Origin of the sequence: uncultured Kiloniella sp. (genome assembly GCF_937128705.1) — a bacterium.
Classification (GTDB): domain Bacteria; phylum Pseudomonadota; class Alphaproteobacteria; order Kiloniellales; family Kiloniellaceae; genus Kiloniella.
Window position 1 is genome coordinate 1 of sequence record NZ_CAKZMP010000010.1, and the last position, 22,320, is coordinate 22,320.

Consider the following 22,320-nt stretch of genomic DNA (forward strand, 5'->3'; position numbering starts at 1 on the left):
AATGGCGACGAACACACCTTTGGCGGCGATGTCGGTGATTTCGCCGGTTTTGACGTGTTTGACCTTGATGCCTTCGACGCCAAGCGGGTTTTCTCCGCCATAGACTTCTTCGAGCTGGTGATCCCAAAGCGGTTCAATCTTGGGGTTCTTCATCAAACGGTCAATTAGGATCGCCTCTGCTCGCAACTCGTCGCGACGGTGCACTAAGGTGACTTTGGACGCGAAATTGGTGAGGAACAGCGCCTCTTCTACGGCGGTGTTGCCACCACCAATGACCGCGATTTCCTGACCGCGATAAAAGAAGCCGTCGCAAGTGGCACAGGCGGAAACGCCGAAGCCTTTGAATTTCTCTTCGCTCGGCAGGCCCAGCCATTTTGCGCGCGCGCCCGTGGCGAGGATGATCGCGTCGGCCTCATAAATGGTGCCGCTGTCGGATTGGCAGATGAACGGGCGTTTGGAGAAATCGACGGAGGAGATGATATCGCCGATGATTTCGCAGCCCATCGCGCGGGCGTGGGCCTCCATGCGGATCATCAGGTCGGGGCCCTGAACCTCGGAGTCGCCGGGCCAGTTTTCTACTTCGGTGGTGGTGGTCAGCTGGCCGCCCGGTTCGATGCCTTGTACAAGGATCGGGTCCAGCATGGCGCGGCTTGCATAGACGCCAGCGGTGTAGCCTGCGGGGCCGGAGCCGATGATAAGAACTTTGGTTTTGCGTGTGTCAGCCATGTGTCGGGATCCCCTGTGTTGAAAGTCATATAAGCAGCAAGGCGGGCGGGGAAAAGGGGTGTCGATTTTCCGATATTGCGAAGTATTGTTGCGGCTGGGCGAAATATTGTTGCGCAGGTCTGTCGCCTGACGTATGAAACGCGATAACTGCTAGGGGATACGCGCAACCATGCCTGGACAAAAGCTTGACGATATTGACCGGATGATTCTTGCAGAGTTGCAGGCGGACGGGCGCATGACCAACGTGGAGCTGGCCAAACGCGTCGGCATTTCCGCGCCACCGTGTTTGCGCCGCGTGCGCACATTGGAGGAACAGGGGTTCATTCGCGGCTATCATGCCGACGTCAACGCCCGTGAGCTCGGGTTTGAGGTGCAGGTTTTTGCGATGGTCGGGCTGGTCAGCCAAGCCGAAGTCGACCTGAGCGCGTTTGAAGCGAAGTGTCAGGAATGGCCGCTGGTCCGCGAGTGTCACATGCTTAACGGTGAGGTGGATTTCGTGCTGAAATGCGCCGCGCCTGATCTGCGCACATTCCAGAATTTCCTGACCGAGAGCCTGACGAGTGCTGAAAATGTCGCCAGCGTGAAGACGTCATTGGTCATTCGCGGCGCCAAGGATGAACCGGGCGTGCCGTTTGATGTATTAGAAGCGCGTTTGCAAAAGGACGCGTAAGCCGCGCGATCCGCACCGCCATTGCCTTAGGCGACGACGCCGAAATCCAGATCATGTAGGGACAGGCGCGGGTGCATCAGCATGCCGAAGTCTTCGACCCTGTCTACATGCGGGAACAGGCCCATATAGAGTTCAAGCATATCGCCGCGCAGGCCAAGTTCATGGCGCGCGCCGGGGTTATGGCTGTCCAGTTCAACGCCGTTGACCACGATGCGTTCATGGGCGGCAAAGCCAAGCTGGAAAACCTGAACCGATGTTTGCGGCTGTACTTCGACGATATTCACGCCGTCCACGAAATCGACCGCTGGCACGAAAGCGGCGGTGTGGCCGGTGACCCGCTGCAATGTCGGGGAGCGATGGAACAGACGGGCCGACGGGCCAAGCAGCAAATCGGGCATCGGGCGACCAACGCCAAGCGCATCTGCTGCAACGCGGATCAGTTTGCCCATCCGCACGTCCTGACCGGGCGCACCCGGAACCAGCGTCATTGAACCGCGCCACTGCACGGTTTGAAAATCATTGGTGACGGTTTTTACCTGATCGCCCGGCAGGATGTCCTCAATCGCGACCATGCCGCGATCGGTCTTGAGGTCGGTGTCTTTTACAAATCCGATGTTGGCGTGAACGCCTACGGTGAGGCCTACAAATTGGCACTCAATTTCTTCTCCGCTTTTGGTGCGGATGGCCCTGACCCGACCGTTTTCGTCGGGAAGGATTTCTTCCAATTCAGTTCCCAGCCTTCACGTTTGAGCAGAAGGTGGAGGCGGCGGTACCCTAATCGTCTGCGCTCTGATGTGGCTATCGTGAATTGGTGAGGTAGTTGGGGTTCTACCCCACAAATTGGAGAGGAGGTTTTTGTTAGACAAGGCTTCAATCAGGTTCATGTAAATTACTAGTCCCTGCATTTCAAAAATAGTTTATCAGCAAGAAGATGAATTTGAATCTTTTGAGTATGACAACTTTGAGAACATTCCTGTCATGGACTTTTAATTAGGATACTGATGTTTTTGGGGGTAGAATCTAATTATTGCTGTATCGCAAAAACCTTAATTCGTGACGGTATGAAAAGATTTCAGTTAAAGTCAAAAATTCCTTTTTTGCTCGATACTTGTTTAATTCTGTTTAATTCAAGTCCTGACTATTCCTGTCCCTGTGCTGTCCCCAGTCTTGACTGGGTTTGGTCGAAGTGGTATAAAGCATTTAAATACAATGGCTTGGTAATTTGAAAGGATCAAGACCCCACGGAGGAAAAACGTGGTTTCCTTTTCTGCTAATCCGGCGTTGGTCCTAAACGCGGACTTTCGTCCACTCAGTTATTTCCCTCTCTCTGTCTTGTCTTGGCAAGATGCAATTAAAGCTGTGTTTCTCGATCGCGTTCAAATCGTTTCTGAATATGAGAGCGAGGTTCATTCGCCGTCTTTCCAAATGCGTATACCAAGTGTTGTTGCCCTTCGAAGTTACGTTGAGATGGATCGACGCCCTGCATTTACCCGGTTTAATGTATTCTTACGGGATGCTTTTACCTGCCAATACTGTGGGGTTCGGGAAGCGTCTGAATACCTGACCTTTGATCATGTCATTCCCCGATGCCAGGGGGGAGGCACGTCGTGGGAAAATATTATTACGGCCTGTCAGTCATGTAATTTATCTAAAGGGGGGCGGTCACCTTCAGAAGCGAGAATGATGTTAAAGTCCTGGCCGCGCTGTCCGACAGTTCATGAACTTAATCAGAACGGCCGTGGTTTCCCGCCAAATTACCTTCACGAAAGCTGGCATGATTTTCTTTATTGGGATGCTGAACTAGAACGAGATGGGGAGACTTAATATTTTGGTCCGAACCCGTGGATAAAAGATAAGGATTTATTTCGGTCAGGTAAGTGACGATCGTAATGAAAAGATCTGGAAGGATTAGACTTCCTTGCTGGTTTTAATTGTCCAGAGGCAGACAACGGCAAGTACTAAAGATATGATGATGTTATAGCCAGCCATTGAGATCCCAAAAAGATCCCATGGCACGACATCGCACCGAACAATCGGCTGGTCCATCAATTGGCTGGTCAGGTCTTCTACCGAAGCTGAAAGATCCAGTGCGCCTCCTTGGCATTCACTGGTTCCTTCCCACCAACGTTTTTCTACGCCGACATGAAACCCAGCGATAGCGGCGCCTGCAAAAAATGACAAGCTGCTTGCGCCCAATGTTATTTTCGCCACGGCAGGATTTTTTCTTAAGATCCAAGCCAACACTGCAAAGCCTGTTGCCATAACATAGGCCCAGCGTTGATACATACAGAGAACGCAGGGGTGTAGACCACCAATATATTGAAAGGCCAAGGCGCCCCCCAGAACGGCTGCACTGGATAGAATAGCGATTAACGCCATCCATCCAGACTTGATATTCGTTATTGTCTTAACTAGTGCAGCCATCATATCTCGCCTGTTTGTGACTTCTAGATCAAGTATTTAAGAGCTACAAAGCCCCCGATTAGGAGTATACAGAAGATTGTGGCAAGAATATTGAGGTACTTTTCAATAAATATTCTGATTGGCTGACCAAAGTACCATAGTAGTCCCGCAACAAAAAAGAACCGAAGCCCGCGTGCACCCAAAGAAGAAATGCTGAAGACGGTAAAGTTAAGTTCAAAAAAGCCGGAAGCAATCGTGATCACTTTATAGGGGAAAGGCGTCACCCCGGCGATAAATACAATCCAGGCGCCCCAGTCATTATATTGGGTTCTGAAATCTTCCAGATATTCTGTTTTGCCGTAAAATTCTATGACGGGTTGGCCGATAGATTCGAATAAGAAGGCACCAATTCCATAGCCAAACATACCGCCCAAAACGGAAGCAATAGTTGCGATAAGGGCTATTTTCCATGCTTGGTCTCGTGCAGCCAACACCATTGGGATAATCAATATATCCGGCGGAATTGGGAAAACTGAACTCTCTATAAAGGCGATAAGGCCGAGAGCTAATAGCGCATGAGGATGTGCGGCTAGACTCATAGTCCAGTTATAAAGGCTACGAAACACGGTGAGCTTCCTTATGTTGATTAGGAAGCGAAGAAAACAGGACTCTTCCCCGAAGGTCAAGCAGAGATACAAGGCAAAGAGTTTGGCATGTATCTCTGCTTGGTTATTTCGAGTTCAGCACTGCGTTACTGATAACGGTGAGGTTTCTCTCTATTCAAGGAGCTGGACAATTGTAGCCAAAGGACCTTTATCACCATCCTCGGTTTCCATTTTGATCCGCTGATTCTGGGTTACCCGGTATATTCCAGACCGTTCCAAAATGCGAGCAGAGATAAAGATATCCCTGCTGCCATCATCAGGGGAAACAAAGCCATAGCCCTTGTCGGCATTGAAAAATTTAACAATACCTTCGATGGTTGGCTCACCACTCTCGCTTCCAGGAGGTGGGGGCGGTTCCGGTATAGATTCTACGCGATGAATATTTTTGACTTGTAGCCCTTTGTCTCCGTTTGTCAGGTCGCAAATTAGCTCTGCGCCTTCGGGCAGGGAACGATGACCTGCTCTTTCTAAAACGGATATATGAAGGAATGCATCGGGGAGTTTTTCCCCAGCCTGGACAAATCCAAACCCTTTGGTGGCATTGAACCACTTTACGCGTGCCTGTATATCAGGCATCTCATTTTCAGTTTGATCTACTATTACACTGGTATCTAACATGGCGCACGATTGCTCCAGACTAACCTGAATGTAGAACTCAAATAGAATCCCTCCCGAGGGTGCGATTTGAGCTTCTGAGGGGATTATTATGATTAACGAACGGCCATTTATTGTGAATCTCTTCCCCCCAAGAAAGAGGCCGTTTAAACTTAAAGTAACCTTGCTTTGGAATTAAGTTCTAGCGATAGTTTACTAGAAATATTAGGGAAAAGCAAAAACCCCGAACCTTTGTGTTATTTTTGTGCTTAATTTTAGATGAATTATAAATCTAGTTTTAGATAAATTATAAAAATGAAATCGAGGCTTGCCAAAGGCGAAACCATCAGTAATATGCGCATCCACAAGTGCCCCCGTGGCGGAATTGGTAGACGCGCGTGACTCAAAATCTCGTATCTTCGGATGTGCCTGTTCGACTCAGGCCGGGGGCACCATTTATTTTCCGCAAAACGCCGTTGAATAAGCGATTAGATTCGTTAATTCGATAGCGACTTTTCCCAGCCAGACATTAAGATGCTCCCTCGTAGCGATGGGAAAGTATTCCCTTTGTTTCCGTGGCATTGGGAGAAATAAAATGTCCAAGATTGATCGTGTAAAAGCACATGTTCTGGCAGAGCTTGCAAAGGAGCAAGGAGAACAGCTCCGGTTTATGGCGAATCTGGATCTTCGTCTTGTCTTTGGATATTTGACCGCACAATTTATTTTGGTTGGCTGGATAACGAATCAGGCAGAACTTGCTATTCAATTGGTCAGTGCAATTCTTTTGGTTAATGGACTTCTGTTTGGTGTTATTGTGATGTTGTTGGTCCGGCATGGTCGACGCCGTCATCACGTGTCACAAACATCTCGAAATATCGATTCGGCACTTCAGCTTTACGAAACAGGAATCTATTTTGAGGGCCGCATCAAGAATCCGGATCGTCAGCGGGAAAAGAATCCATTATTCCTCTATTGGCACCCTATTTACATTTTTATCTGTGCTGTTGCTTTTACTGGTGTAAGTCTTTTGATCGCCAGTACCTATCTGGTTTGACGATGATTTATCGTTTTCCCTATATAAGAGATAATGGTTTCCTTCGCGGTTGATCTTTTTCGCACTAATATTGTTTTTCTATAATAGCGTGTGTCGTCAAGTATGACTTTGTGAAGGTCAATCCCTTCTGGCCAAGGCCCTTGCCAGTCTGGGATCAGGGATATGCCAAGGCCAGAGTTCACGAGTACGGTAATCGCTTCCAAGGCATCAAGCTCGCAAAACTCTTGAACCGTGATCTTGTTGTCGCGCAAAAATTTAGTAACAAGTTTTCCTCCCCAGGCATTGTGGTCATACCGGATAAAGGGTTTTTGCCGAAGTTGCTTAAGAAGATCGAATGAGAATTTTGTTGCCGTCTTATTTTCCGCTTTAAAGCAATCCTCTGGTAAAAGATCTTTTGTACAAATAAGGCAGAGTGGCTCCTGACTTATGACTTCAAATTTGAGCTCTTTTGGTAAAGAGAAAGGAGGTGCACTGATGATGACTGCATCGAGATCATCTGAGAGCAGGCGGTTATATAACTGCTTTGATGTTCCCGGATGTAACTTTACTTCCAAGTCGTGTTTATCCTTCTGAAGGAAGCTCAGGGTTTTGGGGATTATGCCCGTCATTGCCGTTGAGATGGCTCCTAGCTCTAAGCGACCAGATATCTGTCCCTTGTTTAAAGTACTTAACAGGTCGCGTTCAACTTCCAGAAATTGCTTTGCGTGGGGCAGAATGCGGTGTCCAGCTTCAGTTAAATGAACCGTTTTCCCTGACCGTATAGTCAGGGACGATCCAACCTGTTCTTCCAGCGCTTTTATGCGTTGGCTTACTGCTGTGGCTGTCAGTCCTTGTGATTGTGCTGCCCGCGCAATCGAGCCTTCTTTGGATAAAGCGATCAGGCTTTTGAGAAAATCACTATTCAAAACAAAGATATTCCTATGTTTAAAGTAACAATAATAAAGTAATTGTTATTTATTGTTTGTGCTAGAGAGTTCTCAAGACCACGATTTTATAAGTTTTTATCAGGAGTATTTTCGATGAAAAGCCTTTTTCACCTAGCCTACAATGTACGCAACTTGTCCGACGCACGTTCTTTTTATGGTGAGATACTTGGTTGTGAAGAGGGGCGATCATCTGACAGTTGGGTCGATTATAATTTTTTTGGGCACGAAATTTCTCTGCACCTTGGCACGCCTTTTGAGGTTCAAGCTACGGGCAAGGTCGGGGGACATATGGTGCCAATGCCGCATTTAGGGGTAATTCTTGAATATGAGGATTGGATTGGTGTCGCAGAGAAACTCAAAGCGGCCAAAGTTGAGTTTGTGTTAGAGCCCATGGTGCGATTCGAAGGCGAACCTGGCGAGCAATGGACAATGTTTTTCTTTGATCCATCTGGAAATCCGATAGAGATTAAAGGCTTTAAATCAATGGATAGGGTTTTTGCATCATGAGCATTCTTTTGCTGACATCAGTTTCAACTGAAGAAGAAACTATGTGGTTAAAACAGCTCAGATCTGCATTGCCAGAAGAAGATATTAGGTTGTTGGCTGATCTCGATGACACAACAGATGTCGATATAGCGATTGTAGCTAATCCCCCACAAGAGGTGTTGCGTACTCTACCAAAGTTACAATTGATTCAAAGTTTATGGGCTGGTGTTGATGCGTTGTTGGGGGATCCAACCTTACCTGAAAACGTGCCGCTTGTTCGGTTGATTGATCCAACCTTATCCGCGTCTATGGCTGAAGCAACTGCAACGCATGTTCTGGCCCTGCATCGTGATTTACCTCGTTATGCCCAACAACAACAACGTCAGGAATGGCAGCAGCATGAATTACTGCGGTCGTCTGATCGTACGGTTGGTATTCTCGGTTTGGGGGAGATGGGGATTGCCTCTGCTCAACAGCTACGGGCCTTGGGTTTTAACGTTCGTGGGTGGAGCCGATCATTAAAAAAGGTGGATGGCGTTGAGTGTTTTGCTGGTGAAGGCGGTCTTGAGACGTTTCTTAAGGGGCTTGATATGTTGGTAAACCTTCTACCTCTGACATCTGAAACAAAGGGAATTCTATCAGAGAACTTATTCTCTCAGCTTCCAAAAGGGACAGGATTGATCAACTTTGGACGTGGCGGTCACCAGATTGAGGGAGATGTGATCACTGCGTTGGATGACGGGCAGTTATCCCATGCGGTGTTGGACGTCTTTTCACAAGAACCGCTTTCGGCTGATAATCCGTTGTGGCGTCATCCGAAGATCACGCTTTTGCCGCATGTCGCGGCGCCGACTAATCCCGGAACGGCTGTTGAGATTGTTGCTGGCAATATTAGAAAATACAGAAAAACAGGACAGCTACCAAAGCAGGTCGAGAGATCTGTCGGGTATTAATGATGATCTAAACGGCCTGGCCCGCTGCGTGGCCTGAGGCCCATGCCCACTGAAAGTTAAAACCGCCAAGATGTCCGGTTACATCGACCACCTCGCCGATGAAGAAAAGGCCCGATCGCGTCTTGCTTTCCATGGTATTGGATGAAAGATCCTTTGTGTTTACACCACCAAGCGTAACTTCGGCCTTTGCATAACCTTCATCCCCTGATGGGGTAATGACCCACTTGTGAATGGCCTCAGCAACAGCACGCAATTTTTTGCTCCCCATATCTGCGGGCGTTCTGTTTTCGCTGAACCTGTCGACCCATTCCTGTGCAAAGCGTTTGCTCATGAAAGGCGCAAGAACATTGGTCAGTGTTTTCTTTTTGTTTGCGTTTGCGGTGAGCTCTTCTTCAATGTTTTGGCCGGGCAACAAGTCAATGGAAAGTGATTTTCCCGGTTCCAGATAGGAGGAGATCTGTAGAATAGCTGGGCCACTAAGACCGCGATGGGTGAACAACAGGTTTTCACGGAAACCTTGTTTCTTTACCGAGGCGATACAGTCTTGCGAAACACCACTAAGGGTTTTGCAAAAGGCTTTGTCATCAGCGTTGAGGGTCAGAGGGACAAGCGCAGGCCGGATTGGTGTAAGGGGTATATCGAACTGTCGGGCAATTCTATGGCCGAAATCTGTAGCCCCGATCTTTGGTATGGAAAGCCCCCCCGTTGCAATGACCAACGATTGACATGTGACAGCACCCTTACTGGTTTCGAGAGTAAACTTAAGGCCATTGGGGCTTTCTGGTATAGGGCGAACACCATTAACGGATACTGGATTGTGAATCTCGACGCCTGCGTCACGGCATTCTGTGAGCAGCATATCAATAATATCCTGTGCAGAGTTGTCGCAGAAAAGCTGTCCAAGTGTTTTTTCATGATACTTGATTTCGTGTTTGGCCATCAAATCAAGAAAATCATAGGGGGTGTAGCGTGCCAATGCAGATTTGCAGAAGTGTTTGTTGCCGGAAATAAAGTCGTTAGCTGTGGTGTGTATATTGGTGAAATTACAACGCCCACCGCCCGATATGCGGATTTTCTCGCAGAGTTTTTTTGCATGGTCGATGACCAGAACACGCCGCCCTCTTTTCCCAGCCTCAATTGCACACATAAGGCCCGCAGCACCTGCGCCAACAATAATGACATCCCACTTTTCTGGTTCTTTATATGGGGAGGTATTTTGCATGGATCTCTCTTTTGTCCGTGTACCGGTTCATGTGCAACAACTTTGTCGGAACTTTAAACGGGGTAATACCCGAATTGAGAAAAAACGCCAAGCTGTAACAATATTTTGAAATAGCTTTGAATAAGATGTCAGGCATGATCGATCTATATAAAGCTTTAATTTGCAAAGCAGTGAGCGATTAGTGAACGATGCTCTTCGGTGTTGCAATCATGATACTAGAGGAATAGGGCTTGAAGCTGGGCGCTGGATAAATGGGGATGAAATGGCGACTTATATGATTATTGGCGGGCTTGGCCTGTTTTCTTTGTTGCATTTGCTAACAGCGACACGAAAGGTAAGATCGGCAATAGTCACGCAGATAGGGGAGTTGCAATATAAGGGGCTTTTTTCTTTTGCGTCTTTGATGGCCTTCGGTACTGCTGTTTATGGCTATATCCAAGGTTCTTATGTTGAATACTGGGTGGCAGACAGTGTCATTATCCTTCTGCAAAGTTTTCTTTTGATGCCCGTGGCAATCATTTTGATTGTTAGCTCGTATATTTCAAAAGGGACACAAAGATTGACCCGACACCCAATGCTGATGGGGGTAACAATTGCCTGTTTCAGCCATGTGCTTGTGAACGGGGATCTTGCCTTTATTCTCTTTTTTGGCGGATTAGGGGGGTATGGGGTTCTTGCAATGCTTTGGTCTGATCATCAGCGCCGTATTTCCAGGGATACAGAGGATCAGTTATTTCTAGAGCAGACAGGGTACTTTCCTGTTTTTGGACGGTTACATCAAAATAATGGCGATCTCTTGCCTAGATTAGGAACCTTGGGGCCTGTTATCGGCACGGCGTGCTATGGGCTTGCCATTACATATCATGGACAGCTTTTGGGCGTATCGCCCCTTTCTTCCATACTGACGCCTTAGGATGAGGGGTGGTTCGTGAACGGGAACTTCGTGGCTTTCATTTGAGTGGAGTTGATAATGCCTTTTATTCAGGAAAACCTTTCAAGTCTCCCTGAACTGCTTGTTGCTATCGGTTTCTTACTGACGTTTGTTGCTTTTGTTGTCAGCGATATTTTATGGCTTCGAATTTTTACCATTGTAGCTAAGCTGGCGATGGCGATTGCTGCTCTTTTGCCTGAGAATGGTCCGATGTGGTTGTCTTTTTCTGGAAATATGATTCTTATTGCCGTGAACTTGTTTCATTCGACGGTTCTTATTTTGGAAAAACGCCGCTCTAACTTATCAGATCAAGAGCAATCTCTGAAAGATAAAGCATTTCCGACGATGGATAGAGTTCTTGTTAAACGACTTTTTCGGGCGGCCTGTTGGTTTGAGTTCGAACAAGGTGAAACACTCCTTTTCGAAGGGGAGTGCCCGGATAGATTATTTCTTTTGTTTGAGGGAAAAGCTTTTGTATCTGTCGGTCATAAACGTGTTGGTGAAATTGAGGCCGGACAATTTGCCGGCGAAATGTCTTTTTTGACGATGGAAAAAGCCGGCGCGACGGTAACGACGCGCGAAAGGACCAAGTGTCTGGTTTGGGAACGGTCTGATTTGGAAAAGCTCTATCATAAAGACAGGGATCTTCAGTCTGTCCTAGTGGCAGCTATCGGGGCAGATTTGGTAACAAAAATCCTTTCGCAAAATAGAAGAGCTACGAAATTCGCTTAGGTGCTATGTTTAGTAGAATTGACAACTTTGCTTGCATTTCGTGATCAGAAGGTTACCTAGGTGCCAGAATTTATTTAAGAACGGAAAGATTGATGATCAAAGTCTACGGTATTAAGAACTGCGATACATGCAGAAAGGCACTCAAAACATTGTCTGCTGCAGGTCTTGATCATCAGTATCATGATTTCCGTGCGGACGGTTTGTCTGCAGAAGACCTTGATAAATGGATCGCTGTGGCGGGATGGGAAAAGCTTCTTAATAAGCGGGGCACGACGTGGCGAAATTTATCAAATGATATTAAAGAGTCGGTGAATGAGGCTGTGGCCCGTGATTTGATGTTGGAAAATCCTACGCTCATTAAACGTCCGGTTTTTGATGCACCACAAGGTGTCATCGTTGGGTTTACTAAAAACGAACAAACCCTTTTGGGGCTTTAGGAGCATATCGTGGCTGATCAATATAATGATAAAAAATCTGCTGACGGTAAGTCTGGCGCTGGTAAACAACAGGTGCGCAAGGAAAGATTCCTCGCACAAAAACACGGAAAAGATGCAGAGCAGACACGTTACGTCGATCATCAAAATAAGCGACAGCATGGTAGAACGCGCGATGATCGTGTGAACGATCGAAATTCCTCAGGTGAGGACAATTTTTATACAAAGCGATCAGATGTCGAGCCTGTTAAAAGTGGGGCACGGCTGGCGCGTGGCGCAGAACGTGTTGACTTGCCTATGGGACGTTTATTGTTTCATGTTCTGGCGGTTCTGGAAGAGGCAACGAATTCCGACAGCCCCATAGATCGGGCGTTGGCAGCTCACTTTTCAAATATAAAGGGGCGTTTGACCCCGCGTGATCATACACGTATTCGCGATATGGTGTGGGGCGTTGTCCGTCGTTATCGCCGTTTGTTATGGTGGCTGGAAATCAATGGTCAGACACCACAAGTACGTAAACTTCTTCTTGCGGATCTCGTTCTTACCCATGGCAAGAACGTTCAGGATATTACGCACTTTTGCAAAGGCGGCGGCGGTTATCTTAAGCGACTAACTGATTCAGAAGCGCGTGTGTTGAGCGCGATGGATGGAAAGCAACTTGCTGATGAAACCATGCCCGAGGCTGTGACGTTGGAGTGCCCATCTTGGGCGGAAAAAGGGTTGCGTGAAGTCTTTGGAGATCGTTTTCCTGAAGAAGTCGATGCTTTGCGCGAAGCTGCACCGTTGGATATCCGGGTTAATCCGTTTAAAGGTAATCGCGACGACCTGATCCCAAGATTGGAAAAGGCGGGATGTAAGGTTGAAAAGCTAGATTGGCTTCCCTACGGTTTGCGGATTACGGATGCGGGCCGAAAAGCGCACTTACCCTTCTATGAACGTGGTGAATTTGAGATTCAGGATGCCGGATCACAAGTTCTGGCGGCCATGGTTGCCGTTGAGCCGGGACAGCGGGTTATTGATTTTTGTGCAGGGGCAGGTGGTAAAACGCTTGCTCTGGCTGCTGATATGGATAATCGCGGGCAGCTTATCGCGGCGGATGTTCACAACAAGCGTTTGAACCGTGCGGCACAGCGATTGAAACGGGCCGGTGTTTTTAATGCCGAACGAAAAGTCTTGGAAAGCGAACGTGATCCTTGGGTTAAAAAGAACAAGGGTAAGTTTGACCGTGTTCTTGTGGATGCCCCTTGTAGCGGCACAGGCTCTTGGCGTCGTGCCCCTGATTCGAAATGGCGTAGAGATGAAAAGGATTTAGAGGAACTGGTCGCATTACAGGGAAATATTCTGACGTCTGCTGCCCGTTTGGTTAAGCCCGGTGGACGTTTGGTTTATGCCACTTGTTCTCTTTTACCTGTTGAAAATGAAGATCAGGTGGCTAAATTGCTTCGTTCCCGCCCTGATTTCAAATTGGTGCCAGTAAAAGATGTTTGGGAAGAAAGAATGCCATCGTCTATGCCAGAGACAATAGGCGACATGCTTCGTTTAAGTCCGGCAACAAATGATACGGATGGTTTTTTTGCAGCTGTTCTCGAAAGAGATGCAGAATAGGGCGCTGGCTTATTAATTTATCCAGATCAGTTTTCTTGGGCCAGTTTTCTGAGGCCAGTTTTCTCAAGCCAACTGACTAGGCCAAATTTGTGGTGGCCTTTTTTCTAGCTGTCTTATTTGTAGAATAAACTTGTTCTGTTTTTTGGGGATTACGACAGATTGCCCCTTAATTTTGGTTTAGATCTGGGGGTAGAAGTTTTTGTCCTTGAATCTCTTTCAGAGCCTCGGGTTCGGGAACTTCTTTGATTGCGTGATAGCTGCGGATGACTGATGTCGTTCCGTAAGCCTTGAAAAAGCGGGATTCTCTGGGCTTTAAGAGGATCAGAATCGGTTTTTCGATGTCAGACGAAATCTTGATCTCATAGTTACCCGGCTGTGCGTCGCGGTAAAGAACCTGATTGATTTTAGCAGATCCCACAGACTTGCCATTCACAAGGAACTCAGGCTCGATAGCTGCGAGAAAAGGAACCTGAGAACGATAAAAATATATACGGGCACTTTCTGGTGAAATTGCGGGCAGGTTACCCGTTATTGGTTTTGCTTGCTTACTCGCTCCACAGGCTGTGAGGGTCAATAGAGTAGCGAAAATTAGAACCGTCTTTGTGAATGAGAGCACCAGATCAACCTTTATATAGAACGAACTTGTATCTTAAATCACTTTTCAAAAAATGCCAAAGATGGTTTGTCGTGTATATCAGTGTATGCTGCGGTGCAAAATAACACTTGTTTGCAGATGCGAAACAACGTAATTTTCGTGAAGTTATCCAAAGATTGATTTTTGAGAAAGAATAATACAAATCTCGGGATCATTTAAATAATAATAAACTGAAAAAAATAGACCTGCGGAGGAGGGAAGAGCTTATGTTCGGGCAACAAGGGTATTATATCGAAGATCTGAATGAGGGAATGGAAGCATCATTCTCGAAGACAGTAACCGAAGCCGACATTGTTTTGTTTGCAGGTATTTCAGGTGACACCAATCCTGTACATATTGATGAAGAAGCTGCGAAAAAAAGTGTTTTCGAAGGGCGTATTGCCCATGGCATGCTAACAGCATCCTATCTGTCGACAGTTTTGGGGACGAGATTACCCGGGCCAGGGTGTATATATCTTTCGCAGTCGCTAAGATTCAAAGGGCCTGTACGTATTGGTGATACTGTTACGGCGATTGTGCGGGTGAAGGAAGTCATGATGTCCAAAAAACGTGTGATTTTAGAGACACTTTGCCAAGTAAAGGGCAAGGATGTGTTGGATGGCGAGGCAATGGTTATGGTGTCTTCACGGGATCAATAAGTCTATTATCGTTAAATCTTTTGATAAAAAAGCCATAAGGCTGTTTTCAAGCAGCCTTTGACCTAGTATTCATAGGCCTTTGAGGGTTGTTTATGGTGCGTCTGCTAATATCAGAAACGCATTAAATGTTTTTACAGCCTGACGCGTAGAATATTTCAGGAGCTTACAGGCTATAAGCCTAGGTTAATAAATGGCAGTTTTTCATAACTTTACCAATCTACCGGATGACGCACAGGGAGCTGTCGTTGCAATTGGCAACTTTGATGGTGTTCATCTGGGGCATCAGGCCGTGATTCGTCAGGCAAGAGAGATTGCGGAAAAATTAAACCGCCCTTTGGCTGTTTTAACCTTTGAGCCTCATCCCCGATCTTTGTTTAAACCAGATCAATCTTGTTTTCGTTTGACCCCAATGATCGCAAAAGCACATGCCTTGAAAAAGGTTGGTGTTGATCATGTTTATATTCAGGATTTCACTCTTGATTTTGCCAAACAGTCAGCAGAATCATTTGTCTTAGAGACTTTGGTACGGGATCTCGGTGCGAAACATTTGGTTATTGGTGGTGATTTTTGTTTTGGTAAGGATCGCCAGGGTAACGCAACGTTGCTTGAAACCATGGGAAAAGAACACGGTTTTGGTGTTACCGCCGCTACACTTGTTGAAGATAAAAACGATGTTGTTTTATCATCATCGCGCATTCGGGAATACCTCAAGGCAGGTAAACCAGCTGATGCAGCAAGAATTTTGGGGCGTTACTGGGAAATTGACGGCACGGTAATGCATGGGTTTAAGCGCGGAAGAACGATTGGCTTTCCGACCGCGAATCTATCCATGGAAAATTATCTTATTCCCAGTCTGGGCGTCTATGCCGTACGTGTTGCCAAGGCTGGGGTTGAGGGTTTCGGGTTAACCCATTGGTACAACGGTGTAGCAAATATTGGTGTGCGCCCGACCATAGATGGGGAGGGTGTAAACCTTGAAGTTTTCATCTTTGATTTTGATGAAGATATTTATGATATGGACCTTCGGGTGCAAATCGTGGAATATCTGCGCCCTGAAAAGAAATTTGATGGCCTATCGGCCTTGACTGAACAGATCGAAAAAGACAGCGAACAGGCTCGAAAGCTTTTGCTGACTTTACCTGATCATCCAATTGACCCCGTTGTTTCGGCAACAGGTGAACATCAAGCATAATTGTTAAAACGACATAATTGTTAAAATGGAAGAGTGGCTCCATGAGCACGGACTATAAAGATACTGTTTTTCTCCCCAAGACTGATTTCCCTATGCGCGCTGGCTTGCCTAAAAAAGAGCCTGAGATTTTGCAGCGTTGGGCAGATATTGGGTTATTTGAAAAACTGCGTGCACAGAGCAAAGGCCGCGAAAAATTTACGCTTCACGATGGCCCTCCCTATGCTAATGGTCACCTTCATATGGGGCACGCCCTCAATAAAGTGCTGAAAGATGTGATCAATCGTTCTCAACAGATGTTGGGTAAAGATGCACACTACGTGCCCGGTTGGGATTGTCACGGTCTGCCGATTGAATGGAAGGTCGAAGAAGGCTATCGCGAGCGCGGTCAGGATAAAGACGAAGTTCCTGTTGTGGAATTTCGTAAGGAATGTCGTGAGTTTGCCGATAAATGGATCAAGATCCAGATCGAAGAATTCAAGCGTCTTGGAATCGAAGCTGATTGGGAGCAACCTTATAAAACCATGAACTATCAATCAGAATCCCTGATTGTGAAGGAAATGGGTAAGTTCTTGATGAACAAAGGTCTCTACATGGGGACCAAAGCCGTTCTGTGGTCGGTTGTAGAGAAGACAGCCTTGGCCGATGCTGAAGTTGAATATCATGAACTGAAGTCACCAACGATATGGGTTCGTTTCCCGATTGCCAGCAGTAATGACAAGCTGCTCGACGGCGCATCGATCATCATCTGGACAACTACACCGTGGACCATTCCTGCTAACAGGGCAGTGGCTTGTGGCGAAGAGTTCGAATATGTGGTTTACGAAGTCACTGAGTTGGGTGAAAACAGCATTGCCAAAGTTGGTGAACGTCTTGTTCTAAACCGTGAATTGTCTGAACAGGTTCGAATCGATGCAAAGATCGAAGCATGGACCGAAGTTGGCGTGGTTTCTGACCTCTCTGATGTTAAAGTCAAACACCCCCTTAACGGGTTAGAGGGTGCTGATGGCGGCTATGATTACGAAGTGCCGTTGTTGAACGCAGACTTTGTAACAAACGACGCTGGTACGGGATTTGTTCATATCGCACCAAGTCATGGTGCGGATGATAATGAACTCGGCCGTCAGCGGGGACTGGAAGTCCCTATGATGATTGACGAAGCTGGCGTTTATTACGACCATGTTCCGTTCTTTGCTGGTGCTTGTGTTTATACCCAAGAAGGTAAAGCAGGTGACGCCAATGGTCGTGTGATCAAGGCTCTGATTGAATCAGGCTCTTTGTTGGCCAAAGGATCCATGCGTCATAGTTACCCGCACTCTTGGCGCTCCAAAGCACCATTGGTGTTCCGTGCCACGCCTCAGTGGTTTATTTCTATGGAAACCAATGAGCTGAGAGATAAAGCGCTTAAAGCTATCGATGAAACCCGCTTCATTCCCGAGAAGGGATCTACCCGCCTTTACAAGATGATTGAAGGTCGTCCGGATTGGTGTGTATCTCGCCAACGAGTTTGGGGTGTTCCTCTGCCGATCTTTATGGAAAAGAAAACGGGTGAACCCCTTCGTGATCAGAAGGTTCTCGATCGTATTGTTGATGCTTTCGAACAAGAAGGCGGTGATGCTTGGTTTAACAGCCCGCCGGCCCGCTTCCTTGGTAACGAGTATAACCCGGATGATTACGAGCAAATCCAGGACGTTATCGAGGTCTGGTTCGATTCAGGGTCAACCCACAGCTTTGTACTGGAAGCACGCCCAGAATTGAAATGGCCGGCTGATCTTTACCTTGAAGGGTCGGACCAGCATCGTGGCTGGTTCCATACTTCACTACTGGAATCTGCCGGGACACGTGGTCGTGCACCATACGATGCCGTTCTGACCCATGGCTTTGTTCTTGATAACAAAGGCCGCAAGATGTCCAAATCTTTGGGTAACATCACGGCGCCTGCGGAAATCAATGCCAAATACGGTGCAGATATCCTGCGGCTTTGGGTGGTTGCTTCTGACTACTCGCAAGATTTGCGTGTTGGTGATGAAATTTTGAAGTATCAAGCCGACGCTTATCGTCGTTTAAGAAACACGCTGCGTTTCCTATTGGGAAGCCTTGATGGATTTAGCGACGCAGAGCGTTTGCCTGTAGAGGAAATGCCTGAGCTCGAGAAGTGGGTTCTGCATCGTTTGACCGAGCTGGATACGATCGTTCGCAAATCCTGTGACGATTATGATTATCACGCAATGTTCCAAGCTCTGCATAATTTCTGTGCGCTTGATCTGTCTGCCTTCTATCTCGATATCCGCAAAGATACGCTGTATTGCGACGGTAAAGATACACTTGAACGCCGCGCTTGCCGGACTGTTATTGATACACTTTTTGATGCCTTAACTGCATGGCTGGCACCGATTTTGTGCTTTACGACAGAAGAAGCATGGCTGGCACGTGGGAAAACAGACGAAGCTGAATCTGTGCATTTGCGTACCTTCCCGGAAATTCCAGCGGACTGGAAAAACGATACTCTGGCTGAACGCTGGGACAATGTGCGTGAAGTTCGTCGTGTTGTTACCGGGGCAATTGAAGTTTTAAGAGCCGAGAAAAAAATTGGTTCTAGCCTGCAGGCGCGACCAGCGGTGTATATCAACCGTCCAGAGCTACTTTCAGCGATTGGTGATCTTAATATGGCTGATATCTGTATTACATCTCAGATTGAATTGGTCGAAGCTGATGCACCACAAGAAGCTTATCGTTTGAATGATGTGGATGGCGTTGGTGTTGTGGTCGATGGTGCCGAAGGAAATAAGTGCGAGCGTTGCTGGAAAGTACTTCCCGATGTGGGAAGTCATCCGCATGCGGGCACTTGTAGCCGTTGTGCCAGCGTTTTAGCTGCTAGTGTCTAAGGTGTCAGCTAGGGTGCATCTCGAGAGTAAAGGTAATTTGATGGTACTCCGCGCTTTAATACTGGCTTTATTGATTGCCGGGATTGATCAAGCCAGTAAGTGGTACGTACTGCTAGACATCATGAACCCGCCAAAAATTATCGAGGTCACAAGTTTTTTTGATCTCGTTCTGGCTTATAATCCAGGAGTAAGCTTTGGTCTGTTTGGTAGCGATTCTGAATGGCGCCCTTTCTTATTAGCTGGGGTTGCCATTGCTATCGTGGTGGCTCTGTTTGTCTGGCTTTACAAAGAGCCGGGTAAGCTGATCGCTGTGTCTGTCGGGCTGATAAGTGGCGGTGCGATCGGAAATGTAATTGATAGATTTATTCACATTGGTGTGGTTGATTTCCTGAGTTTCAGTATCCCGGTCTTGCCGTGGCGGATCTTTAATCCCTGGCCTGCATTTAATCTCGCAGACAGCTTTATTTTTATCGGGGTAATGGTTTTGCTCTATGACGGCTTGTTCTTGACGCCATCTAAGGGTAATAAGTAAGGACCTTGAAAAAGGATGCGGATTGAAAGCATGAATAAGATCAAATTTTTTGGATTAATTGTTGTCGCCTTAGCGGTCACTGGTTGTAGTGATGGCTTGAAAGAACAAATTGGATTAGGAAAGCGTGCTCCCGACGAATTTAAAGTCGTGTCCAGAGCACCTCTTAGCCTTCCACCTGATTACAACCTTGCGCCTCCTCGTCCGGGGGCTTTGCGTCCTCAAGAAGGATCGGCACAGGGGCAAGCGAAGCGTGCTGTGTTTAATCTTGACGGCACTGCTGGACCAGAAAAAAGTTCGTCACTGGATCAAGCTGGACGTAGCGATGGCGAAATGGCGCTCTTACAGTCGGCGGGCGCAAATGAGGCTCCTGATGATATCCGCCTTCTTATTGACCGGGAAACACGTCAGCTTAATTCTGAAAGTGAACAGGTTGTTGATGCGCTGATTTTTTGGAAAGATCAGCCCAATCCAAATAGCTTGGTTGACCCGGTAAAAGAGGCAAAACGTATTCAGCAAAACGCTGCCCTTGGTACACGTGGTCAAGGTGAAACCGAGATTATCGTGATCGAACGCGAAGCACCGCTTGAAGGTGTATTTGATAATCTTTTCTAATTGTTGGTTCGTAACGATTTGAGAAAAGCTCCGATTTTGTCGGAGCTTTTTTATTTTGTGTTGGCTGCATCTGAAAAATAGTTTGTTGCCCTAGTTTTGCCAGATTAATAAGCCATCAAGAACACGGATTGATCGTGGGAGCTTTGATTGCAGCGATTGTGCCGTATGAAATTTCTTAAATGACTTAGATTGTTTGAAAATGTTCTCTAAATTTAAATCCACGTTTTCTTTTTACATGATTGTTTGCAGTTTGATCGTGCCGTTTTCATCTGTTCAAAGCGACGTTTTTAATCCAGATACTTTTACCCTTGATAACGGGCTTGAGGTTGTTGTTGTTCCTAATCACAGAGCAACGATCGTCACGCAAATGCTTTGGTATAAAGTCGGAGCTGCAGATGAAGATACTGGTGAGTCTGGGAATGCGCATTTCTTAGAACACTTGATGTTTAAGGGAACTGAACGTTTCGAGTCGGGCGAATTTTCAGCGTTGGTAGCCAAAAATGGGGGGCAGGAAAATGCATTTACGTCTTGGGATTACACCGCCTATCACCAAACAGTAGCCAAAGACCGCCTTGAATTGGTGATGGAACTGGAAGCCGACAGAATGACAGGTCTTATCCTGGATGATGAAAAGGTTTTGCCAGAACGCGAAGTCGTGCGTGAAGAAAGGCGAAGCCGCGTTGGAAACCGCCCCGGCGCGCAATTGGGTGAAGTTATGCGGGCCAGCCAGTTTCTCAACCATCCTTATCGGATACCAATTATCGGTTGGGATCATGAAATAGAGGCATTGAATACAGAGACAGCTCTGTCTTTTTATCGAAAATGGTATGCGCCGAACAATGCTGTCCTTGTTATTTCAGGCGATGTTACCGTTGACGAAGTAAAGCCTCTTGCTGAGAAATACTATGGCATTATTCCCTACAAGGAAGTGCCCGAGCGAAAGAGGATTTCAGAACCCCCGCAAAATGCTGCACGAAGGGTTGTGAAGGAAAGTCATTTGATCACTAATCCATCTGTTACGATACGGTATCTTGCCCCGAGTTATCGGACCGCCGGTAATAATGATCCTTACGCATTGCAGGTGTTAGACGAGATTATCGGCTCAGGAGCGACCAGCAAGTTATATAAAAAGTTGGTTATTGAAGAAAAACTGGCGGCATCTGTTGGTACATCCTATAGCCCCAATGCTTATGACCTGAGTACCTTTACGCTCTACATTTCTCCTCGTCCTGGTGTGGGGATTGATGTGGTAGAAAAGCGGTTACGGGAAGAACTCTCTGATTTGATAGAGGGGGGGGTAACGCAGGCTGAAGTGGATAAAGCTATAACCCGGATGGTTGATGCGGCCATTTTTGCACGTGATTCTCTTGCCGCGGCACCTAATGTGATTGGGCGTGCGATAACTACAGGTGGGAGTGTCGAGGACGTAGAAGCTTGGCCAGACAGGATTTCTGCAGTTACATCAGACAAAATCAACGATCTGTTGAAAAAAACGTTTGTTGATAACCAGTCGGTTACAGGTGTTTTGTTGCCAGGAAAGAGAGCCGAATAATGAAGTCTTTTGTCAAACTCGGACTTGCCACATACCTAACAATTCTGTTGAGCTTGTGTAATCTTTCTTCGGCGTTTGCTGTTGATATTGTTCAGGTTACAAGCCCCGGCGGAATACACGCCTGGCTTATCGAAGATCGTAGTAACCCCATTATTTCGATGAAATTTGCTTTCTCGGGAGGGTCATCTGTCGATCCGGATGGTAAAGAAGGTCTCGCCAACTTCGTTGCTGCGACAATTGATGAGGGGGCAGGGGACCTTGATTCGCAAGCTTTCCAGGCCAAGTTAAATGATTTGTCGATCTCTTTGGGCTTTGATGCTGGGCGTGAATTTTTTAGTGGTGAGCTTGTCACGTTAACAAAAAACAAGGCGATAGCTTTTGAGTTGCTTGAGCTATCTTTGACGGGACCAAGGTTTGACCGTGAGCCAATTGAACGAATTCGATCACAGATTTCTCTTGCTCTTAAACAGCGGGCGGATGATCCGGGATACAAAGCGCAAAGTACTTTGCGTACGCTTTATTATCCCAACCATGTTTATGGTCGTGCAAACGATGGAACGTTAGAAAGCTTGAAAAACATAACTATTTCTGATTTGAAAAGTTATATGGCAGAGAACATTGCCCAAAATAACCTGACCGTTGCAGTTGTTGGGGATGTGGATCGTGTTGAACTTGGGACATTGTTGGATCAGGCCTTTGGTGGTCTTACACAAAAATCAAAACCATTTCGGGTATCTGGTGCGTCACCTGCGATAAAAGGGGGAACGATCATTCTGGACGAGGATATTCCCCAGAGCGAAGTTATAATGGCCCATAGAGGTATTTCCCGGGATGATCCTGATTATTATGCGGCCTT

Annotated in this window: 24 protein-coding genes and 1 tRNA gene; 17 read left to right on the forward strand and 8 right to left on the reverse strand. The window is 46.8% G+C overall.

What is annotated here, in order from left to right; all coding sequences use genetic code 11:
* Positions 1-726: FAD-dependent oxidoreductase (locus tag Q0241_RS00535; RefSeq protein ID WP_299371438.1), on the reverse strand; the 726-nt coding region annotated here is incomplete at its 3' end.
* A gap of 169 nt (positions 727-895) precedes the next feature.
* Here Q0241_RS00535 and Q0241_RS00540 point away from each other — a divergent pair.
* The gene (locus tag Q0241_RS00540) at positions 896-1,396 is read left to right on the forward strand and encodes an Lrp/AsnC family transcriptional regulator (protein WP_299371441.1); all 501 of its coding nucleotides are present in this window, start codon (positions 896-898) and stop codon (positions 1,394-1,396) included.
* 26 nt (positions 1,397-1,422) lie between these two features.
* On the opposite strand, the gene Q0241_RS00545 is transcribed toward Q0241_RS00540, so the two are convergent.
* On the reverse strand, positions 1,423-2,121 hold the full coding sequence (locus tag Q0241_RS00545) for a Hint domain-containing protein (protein WP_299371444.1): 699 nt from the start codon (positions 2,119-2,121) through the stop codon (positions 1,423-1,425).
* 529 nt (positions 2,122-2,650) lie between these two features.
* On the opposite strand from Q0241_RS00545, the gene Q0241_RS00550 reads away from it, so the two are divergent.
* Complete coding sequence (locus tag Q0241_RS00550) at positions 2,651-3,220, forward strand: HNH endonuclease (protein WP_299371447.1); 570 nt, start codon at positions 2,651-2,653, stop codon at positions 3,218-3,220.
* 84 nt (positions 3,221-3,304) lie between these two features.
* Here the strand turns inward: Q0241_RS00550 and Q0241_RS00555 are convergent, their stop codons facing one another.
* The 3 genes from Q0241_RS00555 to Q0241_RS00565 form a co-directional block, all read right to left on the reverse strand.
* Entirely contained in the window at positions 3,305-3,820 is a 516-nt protein-coding gene (locus Q0241_RS00555; protein ID WP_299371450.1) for a disulfide bond formation protein B, read from the reverse strand.
* Between the two features lie 23 nt (positions 3,821-3,843).
* Positions 3,844-4,425, reverse strand: coding sequence for a YqaA family protein (locus Q0241_RS00560; protein ID WP_299371453.1), 582 nt, complete (start codon positions 4,423-4,425; stop codon positions 3,844-3,846).
* Between the two features lie 150 nt (positions 4,426-4,575).
* The gene (locus Q0241_RS00565; protein ID WP_299371456.1) at positions 4,576-5,082 is read right to left on the reverse strand and encodes a cold-shock protein; all 507 of its coding nucleotides are present in this window, start codon (positions 5,080-5,082) and stop codon (positions 4,576-4,578) included.
* Positions 5,083-5,428: 346 nt separating this feature from the next.
* On the opposite strand from Q0241_RS00565, the gene Q0241_RS00570 reads away from it, so the two are divergent.
* Positions 5,429-5,513, forward strand: a tRNA-Leu gene (locus tag Q0241_RS00570).
* Positions 5,514-5,653: 140 nt separating this feature from the next.
* Positions 5,654-6,112 carry a hypothetical protein gene (locus tag Q0241_RS00575; RefSeq protein ID WP_299371459.1) on the forward strand — a complete coding sequence of 153 codons (459 nt, stop codon included), beginning with the start codon at positions 5,654-5,656 and terminating at the stop codon, positions 6,110-6,112.
* On the opposite strand, the gene Q0241_RS00580 is transcribed toward Q0241_RS00575, so the two are convergent.
* Positions 6,100-7,017, reverse strand: a complete 918-nt coding sequence (locus Q0241_RS00580; RefSeq protein ID WP_299371462.1) for a LysR substrate-binding domain-containing protein — start codon at positions 7,015-7,017, stop codon at positions 6,100-6,102. The two genes, Q0241_RS00575 and Q0241_RS00580, sit on opposite strands and share 13 nt — an antisense overlap.
* A 114-nt stretch (positions 7,018-7,131) precedes the next feature.
* Between Q0241_RS00580 and Q0241_RS00585 the strand changes: the two genes are divergently transcribed.
* Both Q0241_RS00585 and Q0241_RS00590 read left to right on the forward strand, forming a co-directional pair.
* Positions 7,132-7,545, forward strand: coding sequence for a VOC family protein (locus Q0241_RS00585; RefSeq protein ID WP_299371465.1), 414 nt, complete (start codon positions 7,132-7,134; stop codon positions 7,543-7,545).
* The gene (locus Q0241_RS00590) at positions 7,542-8,477 is read left to right on the forward strand and encodes a glyoxylate/hydroxypyruvate reductase A (RefSeq protein ID WP_299371468.1); all 936 of its coding nucleotides are present in this window, start codon (positions 7,542-7,544) and stop codon (positions 8,475-8,477) included. Before Q0241_RS00585 ends, Q0241_RS00590 begins: the two co-directional genes overlap by 4 nt.
* A gap of 7 nt (positions 8,478-8,484) precedes the next feature.
* On the opposite strand, the gene Q0241_RS00595 is transcribed toward Q0241_RS00590, so the two are convergent.
* Positions 8,485-9,699, reverse strand: a complete 1,215-nt coding sequence (locus tag Q0241_RS00595) for an NAD(P)/FAD-dependent oxidoreductase (protein ID WP_299371471.1) — start codon at positions 9,697-9,699, stop codon at positions 8,485-8,487.
* Between the two features lie 181 nt (positions 9,700-9,880).
* Between Q0241_RS00595 and Q0241_RS00600 the strand changes: the two genes are divergently transcribed.
* The 4 genes from Q0241_RS00600 (at position 9,881) to Q0241_RS00615 (ending at position 13,401) form a co-directional block, all read left to right on the forward strand.
* A complete protein-coding gene (locus Q0241_RS00600; protein WP_299371474.1) occupies positions 9,881-10,612 on the forward strand; it encodes an NnrU family protein in 732 nt (243 codons plus the stop codon).
* Between the two features lie 57 nt (positions 10,613-10,669).
* Positions 10,670-11,362 carry a cyclic nucleotide-binding domain-containing protein gene (locus Q0241_RS00605; protein ID WP_299371477.1) on the forward strand — a complete coding sequence of 231 codons (693 nt, stop codon included), beginning with the start codon at positions 10,670-10,672 and terminating at the stop codon, positions 11,360-11,362.
* A gap of 92 nt (positions 11,363-11,454) precedes the next feature.
* Positions 11,455-11,799 carry an ArsC family reductase gene (locus Q0241_RS00610; RefSeq protein WP_299371480.1) on the forward strand — a complete coding sequence of 115 codons (345 nt, stop codon included), beginning with the start codon at positions 11,455-11,457 and terminating at the stop codon, positions 11,797-11,799.
* Between the two features lie 9 nt (positions 11,800-11,808).
* Positions 11,809-13,401, forward strand: a complete 1,593-nt coding sequence (locus tag Q0241_RS00615) for an RsmB/NOP family class I SAM-dependent RNA methyltransferase (protein WP_299371483.1) — start codon at positions 11,809-11,811, stop codon at positions 13,399-13,401.
* Between the two features lie 166 nt (positions 13,402-13,567).
* On the opposite strand, the gene Q0241_RS00620 is transcribed toward Q0241_RS00615, so the two are convergent.
* Entirely contained in the window at positions 13,568-14,017 is a 450-nt protein-coding gene (locus tag Q0241_RS00620) for a DUF2846 domain-containing protein (protein ID WP_299371486.1), read from the reverse strand.
* Positions 14,018-14,262: 245 nt separating this feature from the next.
* Between Q0241_RS00620 and Q0241_RS00625 the strand changes: the two genes are divergently transcribed.
* From Q0241_RS00625 to Q0241_RS00655, 7 genes are all read left to right on the forward strand, one after another.
* On the forward strand, positions 14,263-14,694 hold the full coding sequence (locus Q0241_RS00625) for a MaoC family dehydratase (protein ID WP_299371489.1): 432 nt from the start codon (positions 14,263-14,265) through the stop codon (positions 14,692-14,694).
* A gap of 190 nt (positions 14,695-14,884) precedes the next feature.
* A complete protein-coding gene (locus Q0241_RS00630; RefSeq protein ID WP_299371492.1) occupies positions 14,885-15,886 on the forward strand; it encodes a bifunctional riboflavin kinase/FAD synthetase in 1,002 nt (333 codons plus the stop codon).
* 41 nt (positions 15,887-15,927) lie between these two features.
* A complete protein-coding gene (gene ileS, locus Q0241_RS00635) occupies positions 15,928-18,768 on the forward strand; it encodes an isoleucine--tRNA ligase (RefSeq protein ID WP_299371495.1) in 2,841 nt (946 codons plus the stop codon).
* Between the two features lie 40 nt (positions 18,769-18,808).
* Positions 18,809-19,300: a signal peptidase II gene (gene lspA / locus Q0241_RS00640; protein WP_299371499.1), complete on the forward strand. Its 492-nt coding sequence runs from the start codon at positions 18,809-18,811 to the stop codon at positions 19,298-19,300.
* A gap of 30 nt (positions 19,301-19,330) precedes the next feature.
* A complete protein-coding gene (locus Q0241_RS00645; protein WP_299371503.1) occupies positions 19,331-19,912 on the forward strand; it encodes a DUF3035 domain-containing protein in 582 nt (193 codons plus the stop codon).
* Positions 19,913-20,168: 256 nt separating this feature from the next.
* Positions 20,169-21,464 (forward strand): pitrilysin family protein, encoded by a 1,296-nt coding sequence (locus tag Q0241_RS00650; protein ID WP_299371506.1) that lies wholly within the window; start codon positions 20,169-20,171, stop codon positions 21,462-21,464.
* On the forward strand, positions 21,464-22,320 hold an 857-nt coding region (locus tag Q0241_RS00655; protein ID WP_299371509.1), incomplete at its 3' end, for a pitrilysin family protein. The genes Q0241_RS00650 and Q0241_RS00655, both read left to right, overlap by 1 nt.